This is a genomic window from Azospirillum sp. UENF 211521 (assembly GCF_058780535.1).
Genome location: NZ_JBSNCF010000001.1, coordinates 1659135 through 1672360, shown reverse-complemented (window position 1 = coordinate 1672360; position 13226 = coordinate 1659135). Strand labels below are relative to the sequence as shown.

Annotated in this window: 14 protein-coding genes; 2 read left to right on the top strand and 12 right to left on the bottom strand. The window is 70.4% G+C overall.

The features are described from left to right. Positions 1–20: 20 nt before the first annotated feature. From ACWPN5_RS07850 to ACWPN5_RS07795, 12 genes are all read right to left on the bottom strand, one after another. A complete protein-coding gene (locus ACWPN5_RS07850) occupies positions 21–338 on the bottom strand; it encodes a hypothetical protein (RefSeq protein WP_035681963.1) in 318 nt (105 codons plus the stop codon). Continuing rightward, the gene (locus tag ACWPN5_RS07845) at positions 335–808 is read right to left on the bottom strand and encodes a PA2404 family protein (protein WP_247888384.1); all 474 of its coding nucleotides are present in this window, start codon (positions 806–808) and stop codon (positions 335–337) included. The genes ACWPN5_RS07850 and ACWPN5_RS07845 overlap by 4 nt, the downstream gene beginning before the upstream one ends. After that, a complete protein-coding gene (locus tag ACWPN5_RS07840) occupies positions 801–1949 on the bottom strand; it encodes a PepSY-associated TM helix domain-containing protein (RefSeq protein ID WP_492295107.1) in 1149 nt (382 codons plus the stop codon). Before ACWPN5_RS07840 ends, ACWPN5_RS07845 begins: the two co-directional genes overlap by 8 nt. A gap of 196 nt (positions 1950–2145) precedes the next feature. Beyond that, the gene (gene yjfF / locus ACWPN5_RS07835; RefSeq protein WP_492295106.1) at positions 2146–3123 is read right to left on the bottom strand and encodes a galactofuranose ABC transporter, permease protein YjfF; all 978 of its coding nucleotides are present in this window, start codon (positions 3121–3123) and stop codon (positions 2146–2148) included. 4 nt (positions 3124–3127) lie between these two features. Beyond that, positions 3128–3418, bottom strand: a complete 291-nt coding sequence (locus ACWPN5_RS07830; RefSeq protein ID WP_492295105.1) for a hypothetical protein — start codon at positions 3416–3418, stop codon at positions 3128–3130. Continuing rightward, positions 3352–3528, bottom strand: coding sequence for a hypothetical protein (locus ACWPN5_RS07825; protein ID WP_492295104.1), 177 nt, complete (start codon positions 3526–3528; stop codon positions 3352–3354). The genes ACWPN5_RS07830 and ACWPN5_RS07825 overlap by 67 nt, the downstream gene beginning before the upstream one ends. Positions 3529–3532: 4 nt before the next feature. Then, complete coding sequence (locus ACWPN5_RS07820) at positions 3533–4597, bottom strand: ABC transporter permease (protein ID WP_492295103.1); 1065 nt, start codon at positions 4595–4597, stop codon at positions 3533–3535. Beyond that, entirely contained in the window at positions 4594–6156 is a 1563-nt protein-coding gene (gene ytfR, locus ACWPN5_RS07815) for a galactofuranose ABC transporter, ATP-binding protein YtfR (RefSeq protein WP_492295102.1), read from the bottom strand. The genes ACWPN5_RS07820 and ytfR overlap by 4 nt, the downstream gene beginning before the upstream one ends. 38 nt (positions 6157–6194) lie before the next feature. Then, positions 6195–7160: a galactofuranose ABC transporter, galactofuranose-binding protein YtfQ gene (ytfQ, locus tag ACWPN5_RS07810; protein ID WP_145687290.1), complete on the bottom strand. Its 966-nt coding sequence runs from the start codon at positions 7158–7160 to the stop codon at positions 6195–6197. 176 nt (positions 7161–7336) lie between these two features. Continuing rightward, a complete protein-coding gene (locus tag ACWPN5_RS07805; protein ID WP_492295101.1) occupies positions 7337–8920 on the bottom strand; it encodes an aldehyde dehydrogenase (NADP(+)) in 1584 nt (527 codons plus the stop codon). Positions 8921–8957: 37 nt separating this feature from the next. Next, positions 8958–9884, bottom strand: a complete 927-nt coding sequence (locus ACWPN5_RS07800; protein ID WP_492295100.1) for a dihydrodipicolinate synthase family protein — start codon at positions 9882–9884, stop codon at positions 8958–8960. 41 nt (positions 9885–9925) lie between these two features. Further along, entirely contained in the window at positions 9926–10825 is a 900-nt protein-coding gene (locus ACWPN5_RS07795; RefSeq protein WP_492295099.1) for an SMP-30/gluconolactonase/LRE family protein, read from the bottom strand. 151 nt (positions 10826–10976) lie between these two features. Here ACWPN5_RS07795 and ACWPN5_RS07790 point away from each other — a divergent pair, with 151 nt between their 5' ends. Both ACWPN5_RS07790 and chvE read left to right on the top strand, forming a co-directional pair. Further along, positions 10977–12005: a LysR family transcriptional regulator gene (locus ACWPN5_RS07790; RefSeq protein ID WP_492295098.1), complete on the top strand. Its 1029-nt coding sequence runs from the start codon at positions 10977–10979 to the stop codon at positions 12003–12005. A 115-nt stretch (positions 12006–12120) separates the two neighbouring features. Beyond that, positions 12121–13197: a multiple monosaccharide ABC transporter substrate-binding protein gene (chvE, locus tag ACWPN5_RS07785; protein WP_492295097.1), complete on the top strand. Its 1077-nt coding sequence runs from the start codon at positions 12121–12123 to the stop codon at positions 13195–13197. The last annotated feature ends 29 nt before the right edge of the window (positions 13198–13226 follow it).

The following is a 13226-nucleotide window of genomic DNA, read 5'->3' as shown; positions in this document are numbered from 1 at the left end:
TTCCGGCTTCGCTGGGGGCGCTACTTGATCGCCGTGTGCTCGATCTCGACCGTGTGGCCGGGGCCGGCGTCGAACAGGACGTAGAAGTCCTGCGCGGGACGCTGGAAGGACAGCGTGGAATCCGGTCCCAGCTTGCCCTTGACCAGCACCTGCTCGTCGTAGGCGATGACGTCCAGAACGACGCCGGGCGCCTTCGAGCCGTCGGAGAAGCCGCCGGTGCATTGCACGGTCTCACCCTCCACCATCCGGCATTCGCAGATCGGGTAGTGGGCCTGCGCCGCACCGGCGGCGCACAGGGCGAACAGCCCCGCCAGGGCGAACAGGCGGTGGGTCTTCATCGCTTTCCTCCGAAAATCTCGCCCAGCGGCAGGGACGCCTGATGCACCCCGCCGCTCCAATCCTCCATGGTCACCCACAGCTCCTCCCGGCCGCCAAGCTCGTCCGGAACCGTCACGTCGGCCTCCCGCTCATAGGGATTGCCGAAGGCGAGCGCGCCGGCGGTGCGCAGACTGCGCGGCTTGCCGACGCGCAGGAACACGCCGCGCACCCGGTCGATGTCGGCGGGACGGATGTGGATGCGGTATTCCTTCATCCGCTCCCCCGTCGGCATGCGGGCGGGCGCCTCGTCGTAGGTCGCCAGCGTCACCGGAAAGGGGCCGACGGCGATGTCCCGCCGGATCTCGGGCGGGACGAAAATCGGCTTCGGGCTGAAATAGTCGGGCAGGAAGGGCAGCGGCACCAGCATCATCAGGGCGCTGAGATGGAACTTGCCGCGTTGCCAGTAATGCCGCATCGAGTCATTACGCATTGGACGGGCCCTCCGCCAGCCGCGCCCCGCGCCGGACGCCGCGCACCGCCTCGACCGTGGCGCGGGCGGTGCGCTTCATCCAGATCAGCATGCCGCTGAAGACCAGCGTGGTCATCAGCAGGCCGAAGGCGAACCACACCAGCTTGACCGGCAGGCCGCCGAAATCGCCGGTGTGCAGGGCGCGCATGATGGTCCGGGTCAGCTCGATGCCCGAGGCCGCTTCCATCCCGCCCTCGATGAGGATCACCTCGGCGGTGAAGGGATTCACCCGGACATAGTCGGGCAGAAGCGGCACCTGCCCGCTGGACCCCGCCACCGTGGCCGGATCATAGGCGGTGCCGGGCAGCGACAGGTAGCGCAGCCGCATGTCCGGCAGGGCCGCCTGGGCGCTGGCCAGGACGGCGTCGACGTCCGGCCTCGGCGCGGTCGCGCTCACCGGAATCTGGTCGCGGGCCAGCAGCACCGGCGCCTTCCCGCCGCCCAGCCCCATCCCGAGATGGAACAGCATCATGTAGATCAGGAACCACAGGCTGGTGACCGAGATCACCGCGATGAACCAGATCGACCATGTGCCGGCGACGCGGTGCAGGTCGCCCCACATCACGCGCGGCGCCTGCCGCCAGCGGATGCGCGGCTGGTAGAAGGACTTCCAGAAGCGCTTGTAGACCACCAGCCCGGTGACCAGCGACCCGACGAGGGGGATGGCCAGCAGGGTCACGAGGTACCAGCCCACGGGGAAGGTCATCAGCCAGCCGTGCAGGGCGCGGACGAAGGCTTGGAACGAGTTGCCGGTGGACAGCCCCTGCACCGCCCCGCTGACCGGGTTGACCCAGGCGGTGGTGGAGGTGCCGTCGGGCATCGCCATGCGGGCGCTCACCGCCATGTGGGAGCCGCCCCAGCTCAGCGAACTCACCCGCCCGCCCGGCGCGGCGGCCTCGGCGGCGGCGATCAGCGCGCTGGCCGGCAGCGGCTCCCCGGCGCCCGACGCCCGCATGGCCGGGTTGACCAGCCACATGATCTCGGTGCTGACCACGGCGACGGTCCCGGTCAGGCAGACGAAGAACAGGAAGGCCCACAGGGGCATGGCCAGCCAGGAGTGCCACAGGAACCACAGCCGCGTGCGCGACTTGCCAACGCTCATCTCGTCCTCATCCGCAAGGAACCACCGCTCCGACTCTCCAGACGACCGGACCGACCCGTCGCCTCACGGTCAAATGCGAAGAATTCTCATTTTCGTTTTGCGGCAAGGAACGGAAGGCGGGCGTAAAGCCCGATCTGGCGGGCCTTACGCTCGAGAATTGGAAACGTTGGTCGCCACGGTCACCAAACCGGAGGGGTCACGCCTCCGCCGGGGTGCCGCCGCGGCCGGTCCAGACGGCCAGCAGGCCCTTCTGCAGCAGGATGAAGACGAACAGCAGGACGCCGATGGCAATCTTCGTCCACCAGCTGCTCAGACTGCCGTCGAAGGTGATGTAGGTCTGGATCAGGCCCTGGATCAGCACGCCGATGAAGGTGCCGATCACGTAGCCGTAGCCGCCGGTCAGCTGGGTGCCACCGATCACCACCGCGGTGATGGTGTCCAGCTCCACCCCCGTCGCCGCCAGCGAATAGCCGGCCCCGGTGTAGAGCGAGAAGACGATCCCGGCCAGCCCGGCCAGCAGCCCCGACAGGGCGTAGACCGCCACCGTGGTGCGGCCGACCGGCACGCCCATCAGCTCCGCCGACTGGCGGTTGCCGCCCAGCGCGTAGAGGTTGGCGCCGAAGCGGGTCCAGTGGGCGCAGACCACCGCGGCAGCAACCACCCCCAGCATCAGCAGCGCCGGCAGGGTCAGCTTGCCGCCGCCGTCGAAACGCAGCGCCAGATCGCCCAGCTCGGCGTAGAGCGGGTGGTTGATCGGGATGGAATCGGTGCTCAGCACGAAGCCGAGGCCGCGGGCGACGAACATGCCGGCCAGAGTGACGATGAAGGGCGGCATCTGGAAGACGTGGATGACGGCACCCATCGCCGCGCCGAAGCCGCCCGCCACCGCCAGCGCCGCGGCGAAGGCGGAGACGGGGTGCCAGCCGCCCTGCTCGATCAGCACCGCCAGCAGGACGGTGGTGAAGCCGATCACCGCCCCCACCGACAGGTCGATGCCGCCCGACAGGATCACGAACGTCATGCCGACCGCCGTGATGCCGAGGAAGGCGTTGTCGGTCAGCAGGTTGCCGACGACCCGCAGCGAGGCGAAAGCGGGGAACTGCGCGGCGCAGAGCAGGAAGCCGACCACCAGGACGGCGCTGGTCACCAGCAGGGGAAGGAAACGGTGGATCATGGCGTCACGCTCCCGCGCTCGGGCTTGGGCTCTCGGGCTTGGCCCGTGGCGGGGTCGGCGGCCGGACCGGCGGCTGGGCGGGCCGGGGGCCGGCCGGGCGCGGCAGGAACAGGGTCAGGGTCGGCGACTGCAGAAGCAGGACCACCATCAGGACGCCCGCCTTGACGATCAGGTTGAACTCCGGCTTGAAGCCGCTCAGCAGGATGCCGGTGTTCATCGCCTGGAGGATCAGCGCACCGACCACCGACAGCAGCAGCCCGAACCGACCGCCGAGCAGGGACGTGCCGCCGACCACCACCCGACGACCCGCAGCGAGGCGAAAGCGGGGAACTGCGCGGCGCAGAGCAGGAAGCCGACCACCAGGACGGCGCTGGTCACCAGCAGGGGAAGGAAACGGTGGATCATGGCGTCACGCTCCCGCGCTCGGGCTTGGGCTCTCGGGCTTGGCCCGTGGCGGGGTCGGCGGCCGGACCGGCGGCTGGGCGGGCCGGGGGCCGGCCGGGCGCGGCAGGAACAGGGTCAGGGTCGGCGACTGCAGAAGCAGGACCACCATCAGGACGCCCGCCTTGACGATCAGGTTGAACTCCGGCTTGAAGCCGCTCAGCAGGATGCCGGTGTTCATCGCCTGGAGGATCAGCGCACCGACCACCGACAGCAGCAGCCCGAACCGACCGCCGAGCAGGGACGTGCCGCCGACCACCACCGCCAGGATGGCGTCCAGCTCCAGCCACAGGCCGGCGTTGTTGGCGTCGGCACCGCGGATGTCGGCGGCGACCACCAGACCGGCAACCGCGGCGCACAGGCCGCACCAGACATAGACGGCGATCAGCACGACCGGCGTGTTGACGCCCGCCCCGGCGCTGGACAGCCGGTTCACGCCGACCGCCTCGATCATCAGCCCCAGCGCGGTCATCCGGACCAGCAGCGCGGTCACCCCCAGCAGGACGGCGGTGATGACCACCGGCATCGGCACGGTCAGGAACGACCCGCTGCCGAGGAAGGCCAGACCGGGGCTGGTGAAGGTGACGATCTGCCCTTCGGTGACCAGCTGGGCGATGCCGCGGCCGGCGACCATCAGGATCAGGGTGGCGACGATCGGCTGGATGCGCAGGACCGCCACCAGAAGACCGTTCCACAGCCCGCAGAGCAGGCCGGCGCCCAGCGACGCCGCCAGCACCGGGGCCAAGCCCCAGCCCGCCTGGGTCAGGGTGGCGGCGACCGCGCCGGAGATCGCCATCACCGCGCCGACCGACAGGTCGACGCCGCGGGTGGCGATGACCATGGTCATGCCGATGGCGAGCAGCGCCACCGGGGCGCCGCGGTTCAGCACGTCGATCAGGCTGCCGAACAGCCGGCCGTCCTGCAGGCGGATGGCGAAGAAGTCGGGGAAGAGCAGCCAGTTGGCCAGCAGCACGGCGGCCAGCGCGCCGTATTGCGGCAGGTTGCGCGACGGGCCGGGGACGGACCGCGTCATGGGCGGGGCTCCACGGGAACGGGCTCCGACGCGATGGCGGCGACGATGCGGTCCACGGCGACCTCCCCTCCCCTCAGCTCCGCGACATGGCGGCGGTCGCGCAGCACGACGACGCGGCGGCTGTAGGCGACGATCTCCTCCAGCTCCGACGAGACGACCAGCAGGGCCATGCCGTCGGCGCACAGCCGCTCGATCAGGCGGATGATCTCGGCGTGGGCGCCGACGTCGATGCCGCGCGTCGGCTCGTCGAGGATCAGCAGGCGCGGCTCGGTCGCCAGCCAGCGGGCGAGCAGCGCCTTCTGCTGGTTGCCGCCGGACAGGAGCTGGATCGGCTGCTCGGCGTGCGGCGTGCGGATGTCGAGCAGGCGGATGAAGCGGTCGGCGATCTCCTCCTGGCGGCGGCGCGGGATTGGCCGCAGCCAGCCCTGCCGCGCCTGGAGCGCCAGGATGATGTTCTCGCGCACCGACAGCGCGCCGACGATGCCCTCCTTCTTGCGGTCCTCCGGGCAGAAGCCGAAGCCGAGCCGGATGGCGTCGCGCGGCCCGCGCAGCCGCACCGCTTGGCCGTCCACCGCCGCCTCGCCGCGGTCGGCGCGGTCCATACCGAAGACCAGCCGCGCCGTCTCCGTCCGTCCGGAGCCGAGCAGACCGGCGAGCCCGACCACCTCGCCGGGGCGGATGGCGAGGTCGAAGGGCTCGACGCTGCGCGCCTTGCCGTAGCCGCGGAAGCGGACCAGCGGCGGCCGGGCGTCCTCCTCGGCGTCGTCGACCGGCGGGGCGATGCGGTGGGCCGCCGCCTCCAGCTCCCGCCCCAGCATCATGGCGACGAGGTCGAGGCGCGGCAGCTCCGCGGTGCGCCGCTCCCCCACCAGACGGCCGTTGCGCAGCACGGTGATGCGATCGCACAGCGCGTAGACCTGATCGAGGAAATGGGTGACGAAGACGATGCCGATGCCGCGCGAGCGCAGGGTCCGCATCACCTTGAAGAGGACCGCCACCTCCTGCGCGTCGAGGCTGGCGGTCGGCTCGTCGAGGATCAGCACCTTGGCCGACATGTCCACCGCGCGGGCGATGGCGACGATCTGCTGGGTCGCCACCGAGAAGCGGCCGAGCGGCGCCGTCACGTCGAGGGTCAGGCCATAGGGGATCAGCACCGCCCGCGCCCGCCGCCGCATGGCGCCGCGGTCGACCAAGCCGAAGCGCATCCCGAAACGCATCGGCTGCCGGCCGAGGAACAGGTTCTCCGCCACCGACAGGTTCGGCAGCAGGTTCACCTCCTGATAGACGGTGCCGATGTGCAGGCGCTGCGCTTCCTCCACGCCGCGGGGGGCTATGGTCCGCCCCTCCAGCGTCACGGTGCCGGCGTCGCGCTGGTAGACGCCGGTCAGCGTCTTGATCAGCGTCGACTTGCCGGCACCGTTCTCGCCGAGCAGGGCATGGATCTCGCCGTGGCGCACGGTGAAGTCGACGCCGTCCAGCGCCTGGACGCCTAGGAAGGCCTTGGACAAGCCGCGCACCGCCAGTAGCGGCGACGACGCGGTGGGGGTGGGGTCCGTCATGCGGGGGGCCTCGCCGGCGGTGCCGTGGGACGGCCGGGTCAGTAGGCGTCCTTGCGGCGTTCGTACTCGGCCTTGGCGGTGTCGGGGGTGAACAGCGCCGACTCCGTCTGAATCCACTTCGGCGGCGCCTTGCCGTCCTTCTTGAAGGCGATCAGCGCGTCGAAGGCCGGGCCGGCCATGTTCGGCGTCAGCTCCACGGTCGCGTTGGCCTCGCCCTCGGCCATCGCCTTGAAGATGTCGGGCACGCCGTCGATGGACACGACCAGGATGTCCTTGCCCGGCTTCAGCCCGGCCTCCTTGATCGCCTGGATGGCGCCGACCGCCATGTCGTCGTTGTGGGCGTAGACCGCGCAGATGCCCTTGCCGCCGTTCTCCGCCTTGATGAAGCTCTCCATCACCTCCTTGCCCTTGGCGCGGGTGAAGTCGCCGGACTGGGTGCGGACGATCTTCATGCCGGGAGTCTTGGCGACGACCTCGTCGAAGCCCTTCTTGCGGTTGATGGCCGGGGAGGAGCCGACGGTGCCCTGGAGTTCGACCACGTTGCAGGTGCCGCCGGTCTGCTTGGCCAGCCATTCGCCGGCGACCCGGCCCTCCAGCACCGTGTCGGAGGTGACGGCGGTCATGTAGAGGCCGGGGTCCCGGGTCTCGATCTGGCGGTCGAGCAGGACGACGGGGATCTTCGCCTCCTTCGCCTCCTTCAGCACCGAATCCCACCCGGTCGCCACCACAGGCGCGATGAAGATGGCGTCCACGCCCTGGGCGACGAAGGAGCGGACGGCCTTGATCTGGTTCTCCTGCTTCTGCTGGGCGTCGGAAATCTTCAGGTCGATCCCGCGCTTCTCCGCCTCCGTCTTGGCGGTCTTGGTCTCGGCGGCGCGCCAGCCCGATTCCGAGCCGATCTGCGAGAAGCCGACCACCAGCTTCTTGTCGGCGGCCTGCGCGCCGCCGAGCCCGATCAACAAGGCCGCGGCGGCAGCGGCGGAGATCAGCCATGTCCTGGACATACCGTTTCACTCCCCTGGGGTGTCTTGTCATCGATCCGGGCGGCGCCCGCTCGTATCTGTTCGTTGTGCCAACTTTAGGCATCGAAAACCATATCTGTCCAATACGATTCTCGACCGAAGCGATACCGAAACCGGCATGATCGCCCGATGCGGGCAAAGCCTTGCCGGTCCTTCCCTCACCCTTGTCCGGGCACGCCATCGATCCGTCGCGACAGGCGGAGCGGATTGCCGTCGCGCAGCGCCTCCGGCAGCAGGGCGGCGGGAATGTCCTGGTAGCAGACCGGGCGCAGAAAGCGCCGGATCGCCAAGGTGCCGACCGAGGTGGTCCGGCTGTTCGAGGTCGCCGGGAAGGGGCCGCCATGGACCATGGCGTGGCAGACCTCGACGCCGGTCGGCCAGCCGTTGGCCAGGATGCGGCCCGCCTTGCGCTCCAGCGTCGGCAGCAGCGCGGCCACGGCGTCGCCGTCCGCCGGCTCCATCTGCACGGTCGCGGTGAGCTGTCCCTCCAGCCGCTCGGCGACGGTCCGCATCGCCGCCGCGTCCGGGCAGCGGATCAGCAGCGACGCCGCCCCGAACACCTCGTCCTGCAAAGCCGGGTCGGCGAGGAAGGCGTCGGCCGTCGTGCCGAACAGGGCGGCCTGCGCCTGGTTGGGGCCGCTGCAGGCCATCCCGCGGGCGAGCGTCGCCACGGCGGCGCTGCCGGAAAGCCGCGCCACCCCCGAATCGTAGGCGGCCTGGATGGCCGGGGTCAGCATGGTCGAGGCGGCGCTGCCGCCCAGCGCATCCACCGCCACGGCCACGAACCGGTCCAGGTCCGGCCCGTCGACGCCCAGCAGGATGCCGGGGTTGGTGCAGAACTGGCCGGCGCCCATGGTCAGCGAGGCCACGAAGCCCTTGCCCAGCGCCTCGGCCCGCGCGGCCAATGCTGCCGGCATCAGGAATACCGGGTTGATGCTGCTCATCTCCGCATAGACCGGGATCGGCTCGGGCCGGCGGGCCGCCGCTTCCATCAAGGCCAAGCCGCCGCCGCGCGAGCCGGTGAAGCCCACCGCTTTGATGCGCGGGTCGGTGACCAGCGCCGTTCCGATGGGGTTGCCGACGCCGAACAGCAGCGAGAAGACGCCCTCGGGCAGACCGCAGGACGCCACCGCCGCCTGGATGGCCCGGCCGACCAGCTCCGACGTGCCGGGGTGGGCGGAATGGCCCTTGACCACCACCGGGCAGCCGGCGGCCAGCGCCGACGCGGTGTCGCCGCCGGCCACCGAGAAGGCCAACGGGAAATTCGACGCGCCGAACACCGCAACCGGCCCGAGCGGGATGTGGCGCTGCCGGACGTCGGGGCGCGGCAGCGGCGTACGCTCCGGCTGGGCCGGGTCGATGCGGGCCTCCAGCCAGCCGCCCTCGCGCACCGTCTGGGCGAACAGGCGGAGCTGGCCGACGGTGCGGCCCCTCTCCCCCTCCAGCCGGGGGCGCGGCAGGCCGCTCTCGGCCATGGCGCGGACGATCAGCGCGTCGCCGAGGTCGAGGATGTTCGCGGCGATGGTTTCCAGGAAGGCGGCCCGCGCCTCCAGCCCAGTCTCGCGGAAGGCGTCGAAGGCGGCCCAGGCCAGCGCGCAGGCGCGCTCGACCTCCGCCGCCCCGCCGCCGCCGAAGACCGGCTCCAGCGCCGCGCCGGTGGCGGGATCGACGGCGCGGAACGCGCCGTCGGAACCGCGGTGGCTCTCGGCGCCGATCAGCATCGCGCCGGTGATGGTCGTCATCAGGGGTCTCCCGGTTGGGCGAAGGGTGGCGCCGTCCTCAGCGGGCCCAGCGCAGGACCAGCGGGTCGAGGCGGCGGGCGGCGTCGAGCAGGCCGGCGCGGCTGGCCGGTTGCGGGTCCGCCAGCGGGTGGCGCACGGCGTCGCAGGCGATGATGCCGCCCTCCTTCATCAGGATCTTGGCGGTGGCGAGCCCGCATTGGCGGTTCTCGTGGTTGATCAGCGGCAGCCAGCGCCCGTAGGCCACCACCGCCGCCTCGCGGTCGCCGGCCTGGAAGGGGTCGATGATCTGGCGGATGCCGTCGGGATAGCCGCCGCCGGTCATGGCGCCGGTCGCCCCGGCGTCGAGGTCGGCCAGCAGGGTGATCGCCTCCTCGCCGTCCCACGGCCCTTCGATGGCGTCGCCGCCCAGTTCGATCAGCCGGCGCAGCTTGGCGGCGGCCTGCGGCACCTCGACCTTGAAATAGGCGACGTTGGCGATCTCCCGCGCCATGCGGGCCAGCAGCTCCGCCGACAGCGCGGTGCCGCTGACCGGGGCGTCCTGGATCATGATCGGGATGTCGATGGCGTCGGACACCCGCTGGAAGAAGGCGGTGATGCCCGCCTCGGGCACGCGGATGGTGGCGCCGTGGTAGGGCGGCATGACCATCACCATGGCGGCCCCGAGATCCTGGGCACGGCGGCTGCGCGCGGCGCAGGCGGCGGTGCTGAAATGGGTGGTGGTGACGATGACCGGCACCCGCCCGGCGACGTGGCCGAGGATCGTCTCCATCAGCAGCTCGCGCTCGGCGTCGGTCAGCACGAACTGCTCGGAGAAGTTGGCGAGGATGCACAGGCCGTCGGAGCCGGCGTCGATCATGAAATCGACGCAGCGCGTCTGCCCGGCGAGGTCGAGGTCCCCCGTCTCGGTGAAGATGGTGGGAACGACGGGGAACACTCCCCGGTAGGGGCGGGCGCTGGTGGCCATGGCCGTTGAGGTCCTTCTGTCGGGTGGATTTGCAGGCCGGGTCAGCCGGGCGGATGCCCGAACCGGCCGGGCGGCAGGCCGCGCACACCGCCGGGATCGCACGCGAACAGCGCGCCGGCCAGCGGTTCGTCCGGCCGGCCGTCGCGCCCGATGCCGTGCGCTGCGGTGGTCACGAACAGCCGGTCGAGGGCGGCGCCGGCGAAAACGCAGGAGGTGACCCGCGACACCGGCAGCGCGATCGCGCGGTCGAGCGTGCCGTCGGGCCGGAAGCGGCTGACCCGCCCGCCGTCCCAATGGGCCACCCACAGGCCGCCCTCGGCGTCGCAGGTCATGCCGTCGGGATAGCCGTCGGCCTCGGCGAAGCGGATGTGGGCGCGCTTGCCGGACAGCCGCCCCGCGCCGTCCAGGTCGAAGGCGTGGATCGTCCGCGCCGCACTGTCGGTGTGGTAGAGCGTCCGCCCGTCCGGCGCCAGCGCCGGGCCGTTGGCGACGGTGTAGCCCTCGTCCACGCGCGCGATCGACCCGTCGGGGTCGAGCCGGTGGAAGGCGCCGGACGGCGTTTCCTCCCCGTCGTCCATGCTGCCGATCCACAGGCGCCCCTGCGCGTCGGCCTTGGCGTCGTTCAGCCGGTTGCCCGGCCGGTCGGGGTCGATCCGCGCCAGTTCCCCGGCGATGACCGCTCGGCCCGGCTCCAGCCGCAACCGCACCACCCGGCGCGAGCGCAGCCCGGCGATAAAGCCGTTGCCATCGGCGCACTCCACCAGCCAGCAGGCGGCGTCCTCCAGCGCCCATTCCATTCGAGTCCCGTCGTCCAGCTCGTGTCGCAAAATCCGCGACCCGTGGATGTCGACGAAGAAGACGGCGCCCTGCCCCGGCGACCACAGCGGGCCCTCGCCCAGGAGCGCCCGGGCGGGCCAGACGCAACGAACCTCCTGCGGCATGCCGTGTCGCCTCCCCCTCGCGGTCCCGTTCCGAATTTTGTTGACCATGCGAACAATAGAGGGCGTTCTGATACTCGTCCAATACGAATATCGGCGCCGGCGATACGAGATTGCGTATATCGGCGTCGTCGCCAGACCGGAGGCCCCGCCCGTGACCCCGCACCGTTTCCCGGCCAACTGGTTCCTCAAGGCCCGGCTGAAGCTGCGCCATCTCCAGCTCTTCGTGGCGCTGGACGAGCACCGCAACCTGCACCGCGCCGCCGCCAGCCTGACCATGTCGCAGCCGGCCGCCTCGAAGCTGCTGGGCGACCTGGAGGAGTCGCTGGGCGTCACCCTGTTCGAGCGCCATGGCCGCGGCGTCGAGCCGAACTGGTACGGCGGCCTGATGATCCGCCACGCGCGGACGATCCTCAGCGGCTTGCAGGAGGCGGGGGAGGAGCTGAACGACCTGCTGGCCGGCCACAGCGGCAGCGTCTCCATCGGCACGGTGATGGCCCCGGCGGTGGAGCTGGTGGTGCCGGTGATCACCACGCTGACCCGCGATCACCCCGACCTGAAAATCGCCGTGGCGGTGGAGACCAGCGACGTGCTGGCCGAGCGGGTCCGGCAGGGCGTGATGGATTTCGCAATCGGCCGCCTGCCCGACCATGCCGACGCCGCGTGCTTCGACTATCAGGAGATCAGCAGCGAAGAGCTGTGCTTTGTCTGCCGCGACGGCCACCCGCTGCTGCGGCTCGGCCGCCCGCTGACCGCCGCGGATCTTGTGGACGCCACCTGGATTCTCCAACCCTTGGGCAGCCTGCTGCGCAGCCGGGTCGAGGCGCTGTTCCGCGCCGAGGGGGTTCCGCCGCCGCGCAAGGTGATCGAAAGCGCTTCCCCCGTCATCTCCCTGGCGATGGTCGCCGAGAACGATTCGGTCACCGTCTTCGCCCGCGCCCTCGCCCAGGTGTTCTCGCCCACCGGCAGCTGCACCATCGTGCCCTTCCACAAGCGCTTCAGCGTCGAGCCCTACGGCATTTTCTGGCTGAAGGACCGCCCGCTGTCGCCGGGCGCCCGCACCGCCCTGGCCGCTCTGCGCGCGGCGTCCGACGCCAAGATGCGCCGCGCGCTGGAAATGCCGCAGCCGGGCTCTTCAAGTGATATCGAAATGTGTATGGATTCCGCCAATAATCGTATTTGACAGTTATGGTTTTTCGGCCGATTGCTAGCCTTACAAACATTGCGCCACCCGACACCCGTTCAAGTGCCGCGGGTGTGGCCAACCCGGTGCCGCAGAAGGGGGAGGAAATCGGCCCATGTCTTCTTCGTTCACGACCGCACTGGCCGGGATGGCCGTCGGTATGCTGGTCCTCGCCACCGGCACCAATCCGACTCTGGCGCAGGACAAGCCCACCGTCGGCATCGCGATGCCCACCAAGTCCTCGGCCCGCTGGATCGACGACGGCAACAACATGGTCAAGCAGTTCCAAGCCAAGGGCTACAAGACCGACCTGCAATACGCCGAGGACGACATCCCCAACCAGCTCGCCCAGATCGAGACGATGGTCGCCAAGAACAGCAAGGTCCTGGTGATTGCCGCCATCGACGGCACGACGCTGACCGACGTGCTCCAGCAGGCCAAGGACCGCGGCGTGAAGGTCATCGCCTACGACCGGCTGATCCGCGGGTCGGAGAATGTGGACTATTACGCGACCTTCGACAATTTCCAGGTCGGCGTGCTGCAGGGCAGCTACATCGTCGACGCGCTGGGCCTGAAGGACGGCAAAGGTCCCTTCAATATCGAGCTGTTCGGCGGCTCTCCCGACGACAACAACGCCTATTTCTTCTACAACGGCGCCATGTCGGTGCTGCAGCCCTACATTGACAGCGGCAAGCTGACGGTGGGCAGCGGTCAGGTGGGCATGGACAAGGTGTCCACCCTGCGCTGGGACGGCGCCACCGCCCAGGCCCGCATGGACAACCTGCTGAGCGCCTTCTACGGCAACCGCCGCGTCGACGCCGTGCTGTCGCCCTACGACGGGATCAGCATCGGCATCATCTCCTCGCTGAAGGGGGTCGGCTACGGCTCGCCGTCGCAGCCGATGCCGGTGGTGACCGGGCAAGACGCCGAGGTGCCCTCGATCAAGTCGATCCTGGCGGGCGAGCAGCGCGCCACCGTCTTCAAGGACACCCGCGAACTGGCCCGGATCACGGTCGAGATGGTCGACGCGGTTCTGGGCGGCGGCACGCCGCCGGTCAACGACACCAAGTCCTACGACAACGGCAAGAAGGTCGTCCCGGCCTACCTGCTGAAGCCGGTCAGCGTGGACGCGTCGAACTGGAAGAGCACGCTGGTCGACAGCGGCTACTACACCGAAGCGCAGTTCAAATGACGCGGCGGCGCGGGGCGGACGCCATGCGG